The organism is Aeromonas sp. (assembly GCF_050252055.1).
GTDB lineage: Bacteria > Pseudomonadota > Gammaproteobacteria > Enterobacterales > Aeromonadaceae > Aeromonas > Aeromonas caviae.
Window position 1 is genome coordinate 18,792 of record NZ_JBFWLQ010000015.1, and the last position, 16,506, is coordinate 35,297.

At 63.5% G+C, this 16,506-nt stretch carries 17 protein-coding genes; 6 read left to right on the forward strand and 11 right to left on the reverse strand.

The features are described from left to right. Positions 1-468 precede the first annotated feature (468 nt). The gene (locus AB7E19_RS20095; RefSeq protein WP_319869974.1) at positions 469-1,917 is read right to left on the reverse strand and encodes a catalase; all 1,449 of its coding nucleotides are present in this window, start codon (positions 1,915-1,917) and stop codon (positions 469-471) included. A 152-nt stretch (positions 1,918-2,069) separates the two neighbouring features. On the opposite strand from AB7E19_RS20095, the gene AB7E19_RS20100 reads away from it, so the two are divergent. Together AB7E19_RS20100 and AB7E19_RS20105 are read left to right on the forward strand one after the other, a co-directional pair. Continuing rightward, complete coding sequence (locus AB7E19_RS20100; protein WP_010675925.1) at positions 2,070-2,558, forward strand: GNAT family N-acetyltransferase; 489 nt, start codon at positions 2,070-2,072, stop codon at positions 2,556-2,558. Beyond that, entirely contained in the window at positions 2,555-3,412 is an 858-nt protein-coding gene (locus AB7E19_RS20105; protein ID WP_049636434.1) for an AraC family transcriptional regulator, read from the forward strand. The genes AB7E19_RS20100 and AB7E19_RS20105 overlap by 4 nt, the downstream gene beginning before the upstream one ends. 69 nt (positions 3,413-3,481) lie before the next feature. Here the strand turns inward: AB7E19_RS20105 and AB7E19_RS20110 are convergent, their stop codons facing one another. Both AB7E19_RS20110 and AB7E19_RS20115 read right to left on the reverse strand, forming a co-directional pair. After that, positions 3,482-4,381 carry a DMT family transporter gene (locus tag AB7E19_RS20110; RefSeq protein WP_041214059.1) on the reverse strand — a complete coding sequence of 300 codons (900 nt, stop codon included), beginning with the start codon at positions 4,379-4,381 and terminating at the stop codon, positions 3,482-3,484. Positions 4,382-4,490: 109 nt separating this feature from the next. Then, positions 4,491-4,931, reverse strand: coding sequence for a DUF2214 family protein (locus tag AB7E19_RS20115; protein WP_039040139.1), 441 nt, complete (start codon positions 4,929-4,931; stop codon positions 4,491-4,493). 110 nt (positions 4,932-5,041) lie between these two features. Here AB7E19_RS20115 and AB7E19_RS20120 point away from each other — a divergent pair, with 110 nt between their 5' ends. Continuing rightward, positions 5,042-6,646 (forward strand): sensor domain-containing diguanylate cyclase, encoded by a 1,605-nt coding sequence (locus tag AB7E19_RS20120; protein ID WP_124244309.1) that lies wholly within the window; start codon positions 5,042-5,044, stop codon positions 6,644-6,646. A 23-nt stretch (positions 6,647-6,669) separates the two neighbouring features. Here the strand turns inward: AB7E19_RS20120 and AB7E19_RS20125 are convergent, their stop codons facing one another. The 6 genes from AB7E19_RS20125 to AB7E19_RS20150 all read right to left on the reverse strand — a co-directional run bounded on the left by AB7E19_RS20125 (position 6,670) and on the right by AB7E19_RS20150 (position 11,963). Further along, complete coding sequence (locus tag AB7E19_RS20125) at positions 6,670-7,329, reverse strand: HAD family hydrolase (protein WP_041214057.1); 660 nt, start codon at positions 7,327-7,329, stop codon at positions 6,670-6,672. 65 nt (positions 7,330-7,394) lie between these two features. Next, positions 7,395-8,402, reverse strand: a complete 1,008-nt coding sequence (locus tag AB7E19_RS20130; RefSeq protein WP_427936366.1) for an ABC transporter ATP-binding protein — start codon at positions 8,400-8,402, stop codon at positions 7,395-7,397. A 6-nt stretch (positions 8,403-8,408) separates the two neighbouring features. Then, on the reverse strand, positions 8,409-9,185 hold the full coding sequence (locus AB7E19_RS20135) for an ABC transporter permease (RefSeq protein ID WP_039040132.1): 777 nt from the start codon (positions 9,183-9,185) through the stop codon (positions 8,409-8,411). Continuing rightward, positions 9,178-10,074: an ABC transporter permease gene (locus AB7E19_RS20140; protein ID WP_427936369.1), complete on the reverse strand. Its 897-nt coding sequence runs from the start codon at positions 10,072-10,074 to the stop codon at positions 9,178-9,180. Before AB7E19_RS20140 ends, AB7E19_RS20135 begins: the two co-directional genes overlap by 8 nt. Continuing rightward, on the reverse strand, positions 10,074-10,907 hold the full coding sequence (locus AB7E19_RS20145; RefSeq protein ID WP_427936371.1) for an alkaline phosphatase family protein: 834 nt from the start codon (positions 10,905-10,907) through the stop codon (positions 10,074-10,076). Before AB7E19_RS20145 ends, AB7E19_RS20140 begins: the two co-directional genes overlap by 1 nt. A 9-nt stretch (positions 10,908-10,916) precedes the next feature. Further along, the gene (locus AB7E19_RS20150; RefSeq protein ID WP_010675915.1) at positions 10,917-11,963 is read right to left on the reverse strand and encodes an ABC transporter substrate-binding protein; all 1,047 of its coding nucleotides are present in this window, start codon (positions 11,961-11,963) and stop codon (positions 10,917-10,919) included. 183 nt (positions 11,964-12,146) lie between these two features. Between AB7E19_RS20150 and AB7E19_RS20155 the strand changes: the two genes are divergently transcribed. Next, positions 12,147-12,959 carry a UTRA domain-containing protein gene (locus AB7E19_RS20155; RefSeq protein ID WP_191967311.1) on the forward strand — a complete coding sequence of 271 codons (813 nt, stop codon included), beginning with the start codon at positions 12,147-12,149 and terminating at the stop codon, positions 12,957-12,959. Between the two features lie 48 nt (positions 12,960-13,007). Here the strand turns inward: AB7E19_RS20155 and AB7E19_RS20160 are convergent, their stop codons facing one another. After that, positions 13,008-13,772, reverse strand: a complete 765-nt coding sequence (locus AB7E19_RS20160; RefSeq protein WP_010675913.1) for a helix-turn-helix domain-containing protein — start codon at positions 13,770-13,772, stop codon at positions 13,008-13,010. 443 nt (positions 13,773-14,215) lie between these two features. Beyond that, a complete protein-coding gene (locus AB7E19_RS20165) occupies positions 14,216-15,130 on the reverse strand; it encodes a LysR family transcriptional regulator (protein WP_010675912.1) in 915 nt (304 codons plus the stop codon). A 257-nt stretch (positions 15,131-15,387) separates the two neighbouring features. Between AB7E19_RS20165 and AB7E19_RS20170 the strand changes: the two genes are divergently transcribed. Both AB7E19_RS20170 and AB7E19_RS20175 read left to right on the forward strand, forming a co-directional pair. Then, positions 15,388-15,720, forward strand: coding sequence for a hypothetical protein (locus AB7E19_RS20170; RefSeq protein ID WP_336583042.1), 333 nt, complete (start codon positions 15,388-15,390; stop codon positions 15,718-15,720). Positions 15,721-15,750: 30 nt separating this feature from the next. Next, the gene (locus tag AB7E19_RS20175; RefSeq protein ID WP_010675910.1) at positions 15,751-16,437 is read left to right on the forward strand and encodes a pirin family protein; all 687 of its coding nucleotides are present in this window, start codon (positions 15,751-15,753) and stop codon (positions 16,435-16,437) included. Positions 16,438-16,506 lie beyond the last annotated feature (69 nt).

Genomic DNA, 16,506 nt, shown 5'->3' on the forward strand with positions numbered 1-16,506 from the left:
TTGGTGACTAAAAGTGCATTACCACAGACAGGTTTATTACCACAGGTGGACAATGGTGCCGCTCTGCCAGTGCACAACGTCGTTGCCGCCGTGAGCTGGCGGTACAAACCCTTGTTGGCAAGGGAGGGAAGCGCGCGAGGGCGCGGCGTCCGGGATGGATACGGCATGGAAGAACGGAGCCTCGGGCTCCGTTTTTATTGGTGACTAAAAGTGCATTACCACAGACAGGTTTATTACCACAGGTGGACAATGGTGCCGCTCTGCCAGTGCACAACGTCGTTGCCGCCGTGAGCTGGCGGTACAAACCCTTGTTGGCAAGGGAGGAGCGCGAGGGCGCTGCGTCCGGAATGGATACGACATGGAAGAACGGAGCCTCGGGCTGCGTTTTTCATTCATCAAAGACCGTCATGCGAGAACGGGGGCCATCAGGCCCCCGTTTTGCTTTTGCAGAGGTTGGCTGCCTGCGACTCAGCGTTGCAGGGCGGCCAGGGCCAGCTCGACCCGTTTGGCGTACTCGGGGTCGGCCTGCTCGAAGTGCCTGAGCTGGGCCGCGACGATGGCGTCATCCTCCACATTGATGAGGGAGCGGGCCAGGTTGGCGGCGAGGCGGGCGCGCTGTCCCTCGTCCATCAGGCGGAAGAGATCCCCCGGCTGGCTGTAGTAGTCGCTGTCATGGTCACGAAAATCGTAGTGCAGGGCAGCCCCTTCCAGACTCAGGGCCGGTTCGTGCTGCTCGCTCGGCTGCTGGGTGCCGAAGCGGTTTGGCTGGTAGTTGGGGCTGGCGCCACCGTTGCTGTCCGCCCGCATGGCGCCGTCGCGGTGGGCACCGTGGTGGAACGGGCAGCGCGGGGCGTTGACCGGCAGCAGGCCGTGGTTGACGCCGAGGCGATAGCGCTGGGTGTCACCGTAGGAGAACAGGCGACCCTGCAACATGCGATCCGGTGAGAAGCCGATGCCGGGCACCACGTTGGCCGGGGTGAAGGCGGCCTGCTCCACGTGGGCGAAGTAGTTGTCCGGGTTCTGGTTGAGCTCCAGCACGCCCACCGGGATGAGCGGGTAGTCCTTGTGGGGCCACACCTTGGTGAGGTCGAACGGGTGGATCGAGTAGGTCTGGGCTTCGGCCTCTGGCATCACCTGCACATAGACCTTCCAGCGCGGGAAGTCCCCCCGCTCGATGGCGTTGAACAGATCTGCCTGGCTGGTCTCTCTGTCCTGACCGACGGCGGTGGCCGCCTCTTCATCGGTGTAGAAGCGGTGGCCCTGCTCGGTCTTGAAGTGGAACTTGACCCAGAAGCGCTCGTTGGCCGAGTTGATGAAGCTGAAGGTGTGGCTGCCGTAGCCGTTCATCTCCCGCAGGCTCCTGGGAATGCCGCGATCACTGAACAGTATGGTGACCTGGTGCAGGGATTCCGGGTGGCGTGACCAGAAGTCCCAGGCGGCGGTGGCGCTGCGCAGGTTGGTGCGGGGATCCCGCTTCTGGGTGTGGATGAAGTCGGGGAATTTCAGGGGATCGCGAATGAAGAACACCGGGGTGTTGTTGCCCACCAGATCCCAGTTGCCCTGCTCGGTGTAGAACTTGAGGGCGAAGCCGCGCACGTCCCGCTCGGCGTCGGCGGCCCCCTTCTCGCCGGCCACGGTGGAGAAGCGCAGGAACACCGGGGTCTGCTTGCCGACGGCGTTGAACAGGTCGGCCTTGCTGAAGGCGCTGATGTCGTGGGTCACGGTGAAGGTGCCGTAGGCGCCCGAGCCCTTGGCGTGCACCACCCGCTCGGGAATGCGCTCGCGGTCGAAGTGGGCGAGTTTCTCCATCAACCAGATGTCCTGCATCAGGACGGGGCCGCGGGGGCCGGCGGTGAGGCTGTTGTTGTTGTCGACGACGGGGGCGCCGTTGGCGCTGCGCAGGGTCTTGTCGGTCATGGCGGGTCTCCTTGTGATGAGTCGCCAGACTAGGGGAAGTAGGGGAGCGGCTCCAATGGAGTGTGCCTAACCCTTTGATTGGTTTCGCTGATGGGGGTGGAAACAGACGCCAGCCTTGCGGCAAGATGGGATTCAGCCAATCAGGAGGTCTCATGTCCATCACCATTCGCCGCGCCGGGCCGGAAGATGCCGCCGCCCTGCGGGATCTTCACGCCATGCCCCATGCCCAGGCGGGCACCCTGCAACTTCCCTTCCCCTCCTTGCAGCAGTGGGAGCAGAAGCTGACTCCGCGGGATGGCATCTACAGCCTGCTGGCGGAGTGGGAGGGGGAGGTGGCGGGCGCGCTGGTCCTGATGGTGGAGCCTGCCCCCCGCCGCCGCCACGTGGCGAGCATCGGCATGGCGGTGCACGATGACTGGGCCGGGCGCGGGGTGGGCACCGCCCTGATGCAGGCTGCGCTGGATCTGGCGGACAACTGGCTCGGCTTGACGCGGGTGGAGCTGACGGTCTGGGCCGACAATCAGGCGGCCTTGGCCCTCTATCGCAAGGCGGGCTTTGTGGAGGAGGGCGTAGCCCGGGATTACGGCCTGCGTCATGGGGTGCTGGTGGATGCCCTCTACATGGCCAGGGTGCGCCGATGATCGACTATCGCGAGCGCCTGACGCCGGTGCTGCGGGCACTGGAGCAGGATCCGGATCTCTCCATCGAGGCGCTGGCGAGTCGCGCCTGCCTCTCCCTCTACCACTTCCACCGAGTGTTCACCGCCGTGGTGGGGGAGGCCCCCGGCGAGATGTGCCGCCGCCTGCGGATGCAGCGGGCGGCCTGGCAGCTCTGCTACACCGATGCCAGCGTCACCGCCATCGCCCTGGGGGCGGGGCTTGGCAGCTCCCAGGCCTTCGCCAAGGCGTTTCGTCGCCACTATGGTTGCACCCCGGGGGCGTTTCGCCGCGACAAGGGCAAGAACGGACACCTGGATCGCAAGGAAGGACACGCATGGCAAGGGGCACTCCCTTATGCTGAAGGCCACTCATCAGCAAGGAGCAACACCATGAACACCGTCGAGATGGACGCCCGCACCCTGGCCTATATCCGCGTGACCGGCCCCTATGGCGAAGGGTATGACGCCGTCTGCCATCGCCTTCACCAGTGGGCCGCGCCCCGTGGCCTGGAAGGGGGAGAGTGGATCTTCATCTACCACGACAACCCCGAGGTGACGCCGCCGGCCCAGTGCCGCACCGACATCGGCATCAGCGTACCGGTGGGGACCCAGGGCTCGGGAGAGGTGGAGATCCAGCACATCCCCGCCGGACGCTACGCCCAGTCCCGCTACCTCATCACGGATCGCAGCCAGTACGGGGAGCGCTGGCAGGAGCACATCGGCGATATCGTCGCGGCCGGGCTCGCCTTTGGGGACGGCCCCTGCTTCGAGCTCTATCACAGCGTGAGCAATGACCCCCTGCGGGATGACGTGAGCTTCTGCTCCAGCGTGCGCTAGGCAGGCGGCAATAAAACGAGGCACCCAAGGGCGCCTCGTTTTATTTGGGGTCCATGACCACCGCAGATATCAGGACTGGCTGGGCACCTTGTTGCGGCGGGACTTCCACCACCAGCGCAGGCGGATCTGGGAGATGAGCATCCCCGCCAGCATCAGGGCGCAGCCGACCACGGCCCGTTCGTCCAGATGTTCCCCCAGCAGCAGGACACCGCCGATGGCGGCGAACACCGTCTCCAGGCTGAGGATGATGGCGGCGTGGGCCGGATGGGCACCGCGCTGCCCCACCACCTGCAGGGTATAGCCGATGCCGACCGAGACCAGACCGGCGTAGAGCAGCGCCTGCCAGCCCGCCACGGCACCACTCGCCGTCGGGGTCTCGATGACGAAGGCCGTGGCCAGGCTGAGCAGGCCGCACACCACGAACTGCACCCCGGCAAGGCGAATGGGGGCGACCCGGTTCGAGTAGTGATCCAGCACCAGCAGATGCACGGCCCAGAACAGGGCCCCGATCACTTGCAGCAGATCGCCGTAGCCGATGGTGAACTCCTCGGTGACGCTGAGGTAGTAGAGCCCGGCCATGGCGATGAGGGCGCCTACCCAGGTGTTGGCCCCGGTCTTGTGGCGCAGGGCCAGGCCGATGACGGGGACCAGAATGATGTAGAGGCCGGTGATGAAGCCCGCCTTGGCGGCCGTGGTGTAGAGCAGCCCCACCTGTTGCAGGGAGGCGGCGGAGAAGAGCACGGTGCCGGCGATGAGGCCCCCGGTCAGCAGCAGGCGGTGATCACCGGCAGGCTGTGGCGGCTGGCGTGACTTGAGCCACCACAAGAGCGGCAGCAGGGAGAGGGCGCCCAGCAGGAAGCGCAGGCCGTTGAAGGTGAAGGGCCCCATGTGATCCATCCCCAGGCGCTGGGCGACGAAGCCCAGCCCCCAGATGGCGGCGGCCATCAATAACATCATGTTTGAACGCATACGGAATCATCCCTGAGAAAGAGTCTCGGCGGCACTCGGGCCCCGCCATTACGATACCTGCGAGAAGGGGCGTTTGTCGTCAGCCATTTGTTGCCGGGCGAGGGCAGGATCAGCGGCTGGCCAGCTTGGCGAGCAGGGGCAGCAGGGCGAGCAGCAGCAGGTTGCCCCGCAGGATCCAGATCACCCAGAACTGCTGCTGGGTGGAGACAAGGGGAGCCCGTCCCTGGCGCAAGGATCGGCGCCAGTGGTGGAACAGCCGGCTGGGGTAGCCAAAGCTGATGGCCATGGCGAAGAACATCAGCAGCTTGGTGCGGTAACCCGGATTGGCAAGCAGGATGGCCGGTGGCTGGGGATGGGCGACCACCAGCAGCACGCCCGTGATGAAGATGAGCAGCAGGGCCAGGGCGGCCAGGCTGTCAGCCAGCAGCAGCTTGCGCACCTGCTCGATGGACATGCCGCGTCGGAACAGGAAATACTCCGAGGTGATGGCACCGGTCAGGGTGATCACGGCGCAGTAATGGAGGGCAGTCAGCAGTTCCGGTTTCAACATCCAGGCCAGTTCCTTCTCGTTGGCCACCTGATGCGCTTCCCTTTGGACGCCATCAGGTGGGGCTGATATTCTGACACTACACGATGTCAGGGGATAGCATGGAGTCAGGGTTGGATAAGCGAGCAGTCTCCAAAAAGACCTGGTCCCTGGTGGCACGGATGCGCCTGGGCCTGCTTCTGCTCTTCATTCCCGTCCTGATGCTGGGCGCCATCTACTACCTGCACATGGAGCGCAGCCTGCAGCGAGAGCTGCAACAGCGCCTGCTCGCCACCAATCACCAGTTGCGCCACGTCTTCATCGAGCCCTACCTGAACGAGATGGAGCGTCAGTTCTCCCTCATCTACGACCAGGTCAAGGTGGAGGACATCAGCGGCCCCCGTCTGCGCAACACCGACTCCTATCTCAGGGAGTGGCGTCTCTACAAGGGGGTGATGGCGGATCTCATCTACATCTATGTGGGCACCGCCGAGCGCCAGATGCTGATCTACCCCGAATGGCAGGCGGATGCGGACTTCGATCCCAGGGTGCGCCCCTGGTATCAGCTGGCCAGCCAGCATGTGGGCAAGATGGTCTGGACCGAACCCTACTACGACTACACCAACGGCACGCTGGTGATCGCCCTGGCGCGGGCCATCACCGACAAGGAGGGCAAGGTGCGGGGGGTCTTCGCGGTGGATGCCATCCTGGCCCCCTTCTCCGCCCAGCTGAACCGGCAGTGGAACAGCGGCTACCAGATGATCGTCAACCAGTCGGGCAAGGTGCTGGCCCACCCCGATCCCTCACAACTGCTCAAGCCCATGACGCACCCGACCTGGCTCTCCCGCTTCAGCGGGGAGGACGGCATCTTCCTGGATCAGGAGTCTCGCCAGTTCGTGGCCTACAGCCGCCTGCCTGACCACAACTGGGTGCTGATCAGCGTGTTGCCGGCCTCCAGCATCCAGGCTGTGGTGGCGAGCGCCTCCCTCAACGTGCTCGGGACCATCGTGCTGGCCAGCGTGCTCTACATGGTGTTGGCACTGATCTGGTCCCGTTATTTCAGGCGGATGCTGGACGAGATCTCCACCGTGATCCGGGCCAGCCGGACCCAGCCTGACGAGGTGCACCAGGGGGGGATGCGCGAGCTCAGGCACGTCTATGCCGAGCTGGCGGAGGTGAGCAAGGATTATCACGAGGTGCGCCAGCAGGCGAACCTCGACAAGCTGACCGGCCTTTACAACCGGCGCTTCTTCGACGAGCGGTTGAATCGGCTGCTGCTCGATCAGGACAGCTTCTGCCTGGCCATGATCGATCTGGACGGTTTCAAGCGGATCAATGACACCTATGGTCACCAGACCGGGGACGTGGTGCTCAAGCGGGTGGCCAGCTTTGGCGCCAAGCTGCTGGGGGATCATGGCTGGGTATGCCGCTATGGCGGGGAAGAGCTGGTGGTGCTGTTCGCCAATCCGGATATCCACTTCTGCCAGATGCTGCTGGAGCAGTACAGGATTGGGGTGGCCTCCCTGCACTGGCGTGAACCCGGTCTTGGGATCACCTTCAGCGGCGGCCTGGTGGCGAGTGCCCCCGGGCTTGGGGCCAGGAGCCTGCTGACCATGGTCGATGCCGAGGTCTATCGCGCCAAGGGTGACGGCAAGAATCGCATCTACATGGTGGATCCCCTGGCTCCCCGGGACGACTCGCCCTCAGGGGATGGCATGTTGAGCAAAGAAGAGGCCTGAGGGCCTCTTCTTCATTGCGCGGATCAAGGGTGCAACTGCCAGGTCCAGAGGGGCCAGCCCAGCTCCTCGGCGCACTGGCGCAGGGCGGGGGCCGGATTGACCGCATGGGGATGGCTCACCGCCCGCAGCATGGGCAGATCGTTGTGGGAATCGCTGTAGCCAAAGCTCCCCTGCCAGAGGTGTTCCTTTCCGGCAAAGAGCTGGTTGATGCGGGCCACCTTGCCTTCGCGAAAACTCAGGGTGCCGCGGGTCTGGCCGGTCAGCATGCCTGCTTCCTCGTCGAGCAGGATGGCCACGCAGTGATCCATCCCCAGCATCTGCGCCATGGGGGCCACCAGATGCTCGCCGGAGGCGGAGATGAGCACCAACTCGTCGCCACGCTGGCGATGCCACTCGATGCGGGCCAGCCCCTCGGGGTAGAGGCGCTCTCGCAGCACCTGTTCGGCAAAGCGGGTGCAGAGGGAGTCGAGCCACTGGCGCGTCCTGCCTGCCAGCGGTTGCAGGGTGAAGGCCATGTACTGGTGCATGTCCATCTTGCCCTGATGGTAGAGGGACATCATGGCCTGCTCCTCGGCCACCATGCCCGCCGGGGCCAGCTCCTGGGCCACCATGTACTCCAGCCAGAGGCTGGCGGAATCCCCCGCTATCAGGGTCTCGTCCAGATCAAACAGTGCCAGGGCCATGGCTGCTCCTCGCGTTGGCTGCCAGCATCGGGGTACTGGCTGAAAAATGAATGGGATTCATGGCGTTATGCTACCTCACAGAGTTGATCTCGGGCCACCACCAGGGTCACGGCGCTGCCCACCGGCAGCAGATCGCCGGCACGGCGGTTGAGGCAATCCACCGTCAACAGCCCTGCCTCGCACTCCACCTGATAGCGGATGACGTTGCCGAGCAGCTGCTGCTGGCGAACGATGCCGGGCAGGCTGGGCTCGTGGCTGGTCGCCCCTGCAGGCAGCAGGGTGATGGACTCCGGCCGCAGCGCCAGCTTGCCGCGAAAGCGCGGGCCGAACAGGGATTTGGCCTGCTCGCCACCCAGCAGGTTGTAGTTGCCGATAAAGCCCGCCACGAACTCGCTGGCGGGGCGGGTGTAGATCTGCTCCGGCGTGCCGCTCTGGACGATGGAGCCCTTGTTCATCAGGAAGATCCGATCCGACAGGGTCAACGCCTCCTCCTGATCGTGGGTCACGAAGATGGTGGTGAGCTCGAGGCGCTGCTGGATCGCACGGATCTGCTGGCGCAGGCTGCGGCGGATGCGGGCATCCAGCGCCGAGAGCGGCTCATCCAGCAAGAGGATCCGTGGCTGCACCACCAGCGCCCGGGCCAGCGCCACTCGCTGGCGCTGGCCGCCGGAGAGTTCGCTCGGATAACGTCGCTCGAAGCCGGTCAGCTCCACCAGCTCAAGCGCCTCTTGCACGCTGGCGGCGAGATCCCGCCCCGGCTGGGGCTTCATCTTGAGGCCGAAGGCGACGTTGTCCCACACCGTCATGTTGGGGAAGAGCGCATAGCTCTGGAACACCATGCCGATGCCCCGCTTCTGGGGTTCCTGCCAGGTGATGTCCTCACCGGCCACCCGCACCTGACCGCCATCCACCGGGGTGAGCCCGGCCAGGGCCCGCAGCAGGGTGGATTTGCCGCAGCCGGAGGGGCCGAGCAGGGTCACCAGCTCCCCCTTGCGGATGCCGAATTCAATCCCCTCGAACACCTTGGTGTCGCCGTAGGATTTGTGCAGTTGATTCACTTCTAGATGGAACATGTTGATTCACCGATGAAATCTGTTAGCTGCCCAGGTGAGCAGCAGGGTCAGCAGGAAGTAGCTCATCACCAGTGCGCTGGTGAAGTGGCCCGAAGTCGCACGCATGTTGTAGAGGTAGACCTGCAGGGTTTCGTAACGGGTGCCCACCAGCATGTTGGCAAACACGAACTCCCCGAGCAGGAAGGAGAGGGAGAGAAACAGTGCCGCCAGCAGCCCCTTGCGCAGGCAGGGGATCACCACCAGCAGGAAGGCGCGGGCACTGCTGGCCCCCAGCAAATGGGCGGCATCCATCAGATCTTTCAGCGGCACCCCCTGCAGGCTGTTGGCCAGCGCCCGGTACATGAAGGGGAGCACCACGGTGAACCAGGTGCCGATCAGGATCCAGGGGGTGCCGATGATGGGCAGGACGCCGTCGGCGTAAATCTGCAGCAAGCCCACCGAGGAGACCACGGGCGGCACCGCGAAGGGGAGCAGGATCAAGAGGTTCATCCAGGGATCCAGCCTGGGGAAGTAGTAGGCCACCACCAGCACGGTGGGCACCAGCACCAGGGTCCCCAGCAGCAGGGTGGCGAAGCAGACCAGGAGGCTTCGGCCAAAGGCCGCCAGAAAGCGCGGGTCGCCCCACAGCTTGAGATACCAGTCGAGGGTGAAGCCATCCGGCAGCAGGGTCGCCCCCCAGCGAGTAGATATGGAGTAGAGAAAGGTGGCCAGCAGGGGCAGCAGCAGGGTGGCGACCAGCGCCCCCAGCACCCATCTGGGCCAGCGCGGCGTCAAATCATGCATGGGATTGCCCCTTGTTCACATAGCTCTTTTTCAGCAGCCACTGGTTGGCGGCTGTCACCACCCCCAGCAATACCATCAGGATCACCGCCAGCGCCGCCGCCAGGTTGGGTTCGAGGAAAATGTCGCCGGAAACCAGACTGGCCACCCGGATGGTCACCAGATTGAAGTTGCCGGTGGTGAGGGCGTAGGCGGAGGCATAGGCCCCCACCGCGTTGGCAAACAGGATGATCAGGGTGCCGAGCAGGGCGGGGGTGAGCACCGGCAGCGCCACGTGCCACACATACTGGCGCTTGCTGGCGCCGAGCAGCGCCGCGGCCTGGGGCCACTCATCCTGCAGGGCGTCGAATGCCGGGTAGAGCAGCAGCAGGGCGAGGGGGATCTGGAAGTAGGTGTAAATCAGGATAAGGCCGCTGCCCGAGTAGAGGTTGAAGCCATCGATGAGGCCCCAGGATTTGAGCAGCAGGGTCACTGCACCATTGATGCCGAGCACGATGATGAAGGCGAACGCCAGCGGCACGCCGCTGAAGTTGCCGGTCATGGTGACGAAGGCCAGCAGCACCCGCTTGACCCGCTCGCCGCTGTGGCGCAGCGCCGCCGCCCCCAGGGTGCCGATGGCGAGCCCCGCCAGGCTGGCGATGCCGGCGATGCGCAAGGAGTTGCCGAAGGATTGCAGATAGAAGGGGGAGCTCAAAATCTCCCGGTAATGGTCGAGACCCCAGCCATCGGTTGTCTGGACGCTGCCCACCAGTACCCACACCATGGGGGCGAGCTGAAACAGGATCATCAAGAGGACAAAGGGCAGCAGCACCAGGGCCGGCAGCCAGTGGCGGCGCACCCGGCGTGGCTTCACCTGTTGATCCGCGAGGATCTCGGTGGTGGCAGGCATCATCAGTGCACCTCGCGCATAAAGGCCGCCTTGAGCAGCGGGGGGGCTGCCGGCTTGTCGTGGGGAACTCCCAGCAGATCCGCCATCAGGGCGCAGAGCTGGGTCTGGGCGATCGCCACCCCATCCGGCCAGCGCTCGACGAAGGCATCGCCAAAGAGCCAGAGCGGCACGGTGCGCTCCTCGGCCAGGGTGCCGCCATGGCTGAGATCGTTGTTCATGCCGTGATCCGAGGTGATCACCACCTGATACCCCTCTGCCAGCCACTGGGGCAGCAGGTCGGCCAGCAGGCTGTCCATGCGGCGCGCCTGATTGCGGTACTGGCGGGAATCGAGGCCAAACTGGTGGCCAGCGTCATCCACCCCCATGGGGTGGATCAGCAGAAAATCGGGGTCGTACTGGCTGCGCAGCCACTCGCCGTCCATCAGCAGATGGCTGTCGGGGTAGCCGTCATCCCAGTAGAAGCAGCCGTGCTGGATGGGCAGTTGCTCATCGTGAGTGAAGCGATCGCGGGCCACCAGCCAGGGGCTCTGGTTGTAGAGCTCGCTCACCCAGTGGTAGGCCGCCGCTGCGGTGCGTTTGCCCGCGGCCCGGGCCAGATGGAAGATGGAGTCGTGTTGGCTCAGGCGCGTCACCCCGTTGTGGGTGATGCCGCTCACCACCGGCGGCACGCCGGTCAGGATGCACTCGTAGAGAGGCCGGGAGAGAGACGGCAGGGCAGCATTCAGGGTCGTATACAGGCCCCGCCCCGCCTCCACCATGCCACCGAGGTAGCCCATGGTGTGGGCTACCTCGGCTGCCAGACCATCCACAAGTACCACTATCACCTTGTGTTGCACTGGATTCCCTTACTGCATGTTGATCATGACGGTTTCTTGCCACTGACGCGGCAGGGCCTTGGAGCTCTGCTCCCAGGCGGCGTGATCCTGAACCGGCTTGGCATTGGCATACTGCTCGGCTGGCAACAGCTTGGCCTTGACGTCATCCGGCAGGGTCACGTTGCTGCGGATCGGGCGAGCGTAGCCACGGGCGAGGTTGATTTGACCAGCATCGGAGAGGATGTATTCACGGGCCAGTTTGGCAGCGTTGGGGTTCTTGGCCCACTTGTTGATGATGGTGGTGTAACCGGCGATGACGGAGCCGTCGCTCGGGATCACCACATCAAACTTCTTGGGGTCGATCTGGTCGCGGTAGTTGAGGGCGTTGAAGTCCCACAGCACCCCCACTTCCACTTCGCCCTTCTCGATGTTGGCGATGGTCGGGTCATTCAGCGACAGACGGCCCTGCTTGGCCAGCTTGCCGAACAGATCCAGCGCGGGCTTGAGGTTCTTCTCGCTGCCGCCGGTGGCATAGGCCGCCGCCAGCACGCCGTTGTTGGCCTGGGAGGCGACGCCCACGTCACCCAGGGTCACCTTGTAGTCACCACCGAGCAGGGATTGCCAGCTGGTGGGGGCGGCCTTGACCAGATCCTTGTTGATCAGGAAGGCGATGGTGCCGGTATAGGCCAGCATCCAGTGGCCGTCCGCATCCTTGGCCCAGTTGGGAATGTCGGCCCAGGTGGAGGGTTTGTAGGGCTGGGTGACCCCCTGCTTGACCGCCACCGGGCCGAAGGCGCCGCCCACGTCACCGATGTCGGCGGTGGCATTGGCCTTCTCGGCGGCGAACTTGGCGATCTCCTGGGCGGAGCTCATGTCGGTATCCTGATGCTTGATGCCGTAGATGCTGCCGAGCTGCTGCCAGGTATCCTTCCAGTTGGCCCAGCTGTCCGGCATGCCGACGCTCTGGAGCTGGCCTTCACCGCGGGCGGCTTTTTCGAGATCCGCGATGTTCTCGGCGGCAAACAGCGGTTGACTGATGGCCACCAGGGCCAGTGCACTTGCGATCACGCTTTTCATCATCCCATCCCTCTGGACTAGGTCAGTTAAGGTTCGAGAGGGATGCTAGAGGGGAAATATGACGGTGGCGGGGCGCTTTGATGGCAGTTTCGTGACAATCGCCCTGTCATGGCGCTGTCATCAGGGGCGGTTACAACTCGGGGTCGACAACCTCTGGTCTACTCCAGTGGTGTGCAAACCCGAATGACCGACAGGGATGTGACAGTGACAGAGCGATTGAGTGAACAGGGGATGGCCGATGGCCGCACACCCTCCAAGTGCGAACAGATTTGCCGGACCCTGCGCCGCTATATCGGCAGCGGACACCTGGCGGCGGGGCAGCAGCTGCCCGCCGAACGGGCGCTGAGCGAGCGCTTCGCCACCACCCGCATCACCATCAAGGAGGCACTCTCCAGCCTCGAGGCGGACGGCCTCATCTACCGGGCCGAGCGGCGTGGCTGGTTCGTGGCGCCGCCTCGCCTCACCTACGATCCCGCCATCCACACCCACTTTCACCAGTGGATTGGCGAGCAGCAGCGCACCGCCGAGACCCGGGTGCTGGCCCATGGCAACCAGCTTGCCAGCAGCGAGTTGTGCCGCTGGATGGGTCTGGAACCCTTTACGCCGCTCTACGAGATCCACCGCCAGCGGCTGATCGACGGTCGCCCTGTGCTCCACGTCAGCCATCACCTGCTGGCGAGCCGCTTCCCCGGTATCGCCAGCGCTCCCCTGGCCAGCTCCCTCACCGAGCTTTACCGACAGCGCTATGGCATAGGCCAGGGCTGGGCGAGCCTTGAGATCACCCCGTCGGCGGCACGGGGAGAGATAGCCCGCGCCCTCAACCTGGCCCAGGGGAGCGCCGTGCTGCGGTTGGTGCGGGTCAATCATGACGAGGAGGGGAAGCTGGTGGATTGCGACATCGAGCACTGGCGACCGGACGCCATCCGCATCTGCCTGGATACCCGGGCACTGCAACCGCTCGCCACCGGCGCGCGGCAGGTGCAACTGGCAGAGTAGCGGCGTTCTGGCGCCCTGACGGGGCGGATCCCGCAGGATCCACCGGGATCAGTTGTCGATGTTGGGGATCAGATCGTCGAAGCTCTGGTAGCCGCAGTCCGCCAGTTGCAGCGACATGGTGTAGGTCTTGCTACCCTCCCGCTGGCCGATGGCGGGGCGGTTGAGCTTGAGCTCCTGATGCCAGTACTCCTTCATGCGATCGATCAGCGCCATGGCCTCGCTCTCCCCCAGATGGAGCTGGCACAGCGCCATGTAGTTGTTGGGCCTGTGCATGTTCTCCACCAGATAGTCTCCCAGCACCGACATGGCCTGGCGCGCCTGCTGGCGGGCGAAACGGCTGTGCTGCTCGAAGCTGATGCGCTCGCTGATGAGGAAGTGGTAGCTGTTGTCGATGCCAAGCTGCAGGATGCCGAGTTTCTCCAGCTTGCGCAGATAGAGGTAGCAGGAGGCATCGGTCAGGCCGTACTCCCGCTTGAGATCGATAAGGGTCTTGTCGCGCCAGAAGATGTTGGCGAGGAAGGCATAGAGCCCCGGCTCCTTGTGAAACGCCTCGTCCTGCTCCTGGGTAAAGACGGCCCGGCGGCTCTGGGCATCCTGGGTCCGGTCTAGCAACTCTTCGAAGGAGAGTCCCACCAGATGGCAGATCTCCAGCAGGGTGTCGAACGGCAGGGAGGGCTTGTTCATCATGCGCTTCACGGTGGCGATGGAAACCCCCATGGCTTCTGCCAGGGTCTGATAGCGGATCCCCTTGTCAGTCAGGGTTTTCTTCAGGGTGTCGAGGATGTGATTGGCCAGTGTCTGGCTGTAGGTCATGCAACTATTCCTTTATCTGCATTTTTAGTCGTGTCAGAAATTGAGTGGTTTGTCTGTATCGGGCTCAAATTTTGACACCTAGAAAAACCAGAGGAGGGTAACCCGGTGATAATGGCGGAAATGGCCTGACCAGTTGTGGTGCAAGGTGGCAGAAAATGACACTCGGTGGTGCATATCCTTCAACCTTTCAACATTTTGCTGGTGATGCATATTACATCGCACATAATTCAACACGAATCGGATTCAATACCTTCCTGGTTGAGAAAACGATTGTTTGCTTCCAATTTAAGGGTTTTTTTAACCGCAAGGTTTTATTCTTTCCTGGCATTGAGCGGAACTCGCAAGAGGTCCGCTTTTTTTCTTTTCTCCGAATCTGAGCCCGTCGTCAAGAATGGGGCGCAGTTTTGGTACTTCCTGCGCCACCGACCCCCGAAGGCAGTCCTTTATTCCCCCTGACCGGCAAACAGCTTGGGGATCTCCCGCACCAGCCAGCTCTTGGCCTTGCCCATGGTGTCTCGCCGCCAAGCCAGCACGACCTGGATCTGGTGGCGATATTCGGGACTGATCACCTTGAGTCTGCCCGCCTTGATGTCCTCTTCAATCCAGCGTTGCGGCATGGTGCCGATGCCGAGCCCCGCCAGCAGGGCGTCCCGTTTCTCCCCCATGGTGCTGACGGTCAGGCGCGGCTGCTTGTCGAGCAGGCGGTAGGTGAGCACCGGCTTGCGCAGCGCCGTGTCGGCCACCGCGATGGCGCGATAGCGGCGCAGGGTCTCGTCCGCCAGGGGCTCGGGTTCCTGATGCAGGGGGTGATCGGGGTGGGCGACGTAGAGCATCACCTCCTCCCTGAGCACCTGGTGCTTGATGCCGGTCATGGCGATATCGGCATTGAGGGAGGAGATGAGCAGGTCGGCGCGACCATCCTCCAGGCACTCCCAACTGCCCGCCAGCACCTCGGCGCGAAACCTCAGCCGGGTATCGGTCTGTTCTGCCAGCCGATCCACCAGGGGGTAGAGAGCCTGTACCGGCATCAAGGCATCGACGGCGATGGTGATGTCGGTCTCCCAGCCACGGGAGAGGGCCCGGGTCTCCCCCACCAGGTGTTCGGCCGCCTCCAGCAGCACCCGGCCCCGCTCCAGCAGCATGCGGCCCGCCGGGGTGAACTTGGTCCTGTGGCCGCTGCGGTCGAACAGCATGGCGTCCAGCTCGTCTTCCAGCTTTTGTACCGTGTAGCTCAGCGCCGAAGGCACCTTGCCCAGCTCGTCGGCCGCCGCCGCGAAGCTGCCACGACGGTCGATGGCGTCCAGCACCCGGATCGCCTCCAGGGTCAGCGCCCGCTCCTTGTTCGATTCCTTGGCCATATCCAACCTTCAATTTTTTTGAATGTGTTTACCAGATTATCTCGCTAACAACTTAGGGGAAGTCACTTTAATATTCAATCAACGCTTAGGCAGGAACGCCTGGCAGCCAAATAAAAGGTAGTTCCGGGCTGAGACATTCCCAAACACGATGTCTGATGTCAGCAAAAGAACAACATAGTATTTGAATGATCTCTTGCATGGATGCATTGATTCGGGCCCAAGGGGCCTTGGCAATGACATAAAACCCAAGAGAGTGAATGAACATGAAAAACGCAATCAAGATGCTGGCCGTTGCAGGCCTGATGACCGCAGGTGCCGCCCAGGCTTCCGTTCCCGCTGACTTCAATGCCGCCCCGGGCGTGCTGTTCGTCAACTGGAGCGCCACCGCCGCGATGGACGGCAAGGCCAACCCCATGCTGGAGGTGCGCGACGAGTCCGGTGATCTGCTGGCTTCTGTCCACGCCAACCTGATCGGCACCCAGCAGGTCGCCATCCCGAGCCGCACCCAGGGCAACCTGACGGTGAGCCTGGGCAACGAAAGCAGCAGCTACCGCATCCCCTTCGGTCTGGGTGACGGTCGCCAGCGTTAATGAACCAACTTGGTCAGTGAGGAGCACACCATGATGAAATTGAGAGCCGCAGAAGCACGGGGCAAGGCCAACTTTGGCTGGCTGGATGCCCGTCACAGCTTCTCCTTCGGTCACTACTATGACCCGGAATGGATGGGACACTCTGCCCTGCGGGTCATCAATCAGGATCGGGTGGCGCCGGGTGGCGGTTTCGCGACCCACCCTCACGCCAACATGGAGATCCTCACCTGCGTGCTGCAAGGCACCATAGAGCACAAGGACAGCCTCGGCCACGCCGAGCAGATCCCGGCGGGGGATTTCCAGCTGATGAGCGCAGGGTCCGGCATCCGGCACAGCGAGTACAACCCCTCGCAGACCGAGCCGCTCTCCCTGCTGCAAATCTGGATCGAGCCGAATGAACACGGCACGACCCCGGGTTATCAGCAGAAGAAGATTGAAAACAAGCCCGGGATGACGCTGGTGGCGTCACCGGACGGCGAGGCGGGATCCTTCAGGATCCGCCAGCAGGCCCGCGTATGGCGGCTGCAGCTTGCCGAAGGGGAGACCCTCGAGTGGGCATTGCAAGGGCGTCATGGTTACCTGCACATGATTTCAGGGGAGCTGACCGGCAACGGTCTGGCTGCCCGACCCGGCGACGGGCTGCTCAGCCGCGACGAGTCGAGCTGGGTGCTCACCGCCTCCAGGGGGAGTGAAGCCCTGCTGTTTGACCTGCCTTGATAGAAAAATCTTGGCGAAATGAATGAGTTAACAATTAGCTTTTACACTGTAAATACCATGATGGTAAGC

Bases quoted from the DNA above. Each gene is read 5' to 3' on its own strand.
- AB7E19_RS20105 (WP_049636434.1), top strand. From the start codon at position 2,555: ATGATCGACTATCGCGAGCGCCTGACGCCGGTGCTGCGGGCACTGGAG.
- AB7E19_RS20150 (WP_010675915.1), bottom strand. From the start codon at position 11,963: ATGAAAAGCGTGATCGCAAGTGCACTGGCCCTGGTGGCCATCAGTCAA.
- AB7E19_RS20140 (WP_427936369.1), bottom strand. From the start codon at position 10,074: ATGATGCCTGCCACCACCGAGATCCTCGCGGATCAACAGGTGAAGCCA.
- AB7E19_RS20175 (WP_010675910.1), top strand. From the start codon at position 15,751: ATGATGAAATTGAGAGCCGCAGAAGCACGGGGCAAGGCCAACTTTGGC.
- AB7E19_RS20100 (WP_010675925.1), top strand. From the start codon at position 2,070: ATGTCCATCACCATTCGCCGCGCCGGGCCGGAAGATGCCGCCGCCCTG.
- AB7E19_RS20160 (WP_010675913.1), bottom strand. From the start codon at position 13,772: ATGACCTACAGCCAGACACTGGCCAATCACATCCTCGACACCCTGAAG.
- AB7E19_RS20115 (WP_039040139.1), bottom strand. From the start codon at position 4,931: ATGTTGAAACCGGAACTGCTGACTGCCCTCCATTACTGCGCCGTGATC.
- AB7E19_RS20130 (WP_427936366.1), bottom strand. From the start codon at position 8,402: ATGTTCCATCTAGAAGTGAATCAACTGCACAAATCCTACGGCGACACC.
- AB7E19_RS20170 (WP_336583042.1), top strand. From the start codon at position 15,388: ATGAACATGAAAAACGCAATCAAGATGCTGGCCGTTGCAGGCCTGATG.
- AB7E19_RS20155 (WP_191967311.1), top strand. From the start codon at position 12,147: ATGACCGACAGGGATGTGACAGTGACAGAGCGATTGAGTGAACAGGGG.
- AB7E19_RS20110 (WP_041214059.1), bottom strand. From the start codon at position 4,381: ATGCGTTCAAACATGATGTTATTGATGGCCGCCGCCATCTGGGGGCTG.
- AB7E19_RS20125 (WP_041214057.1), bottom strand. From the start codon at position 7,329: ATGGCCCTGGCACTGTTTGATCTGGACGAGACCCTGATAGCGGGGGAT.
- AB7E19_RS20135 (WP_039040132.1), bottom strand. From the start codon at position 9,185: ATGCATGATTTGACGCCGCGCTGGCCCAGATGGGTGCTGGGGGCGCTG.
- AB7E19_RS20165 (WP_010675912.1), bottom strand. From the start codon at position 15,130: ATGGCCAAGGAATCGAACAAGGAGCGGGCGCTGACCCTGGAGGCGATC.
- AB7E19_RS20095 (WP_319869974.1), bottom strand. From the start codon at position 1,917: ATGACCGACAAGACCCTGCGCAGCGCCAACGGCGCCCCCGTCGTCGAC.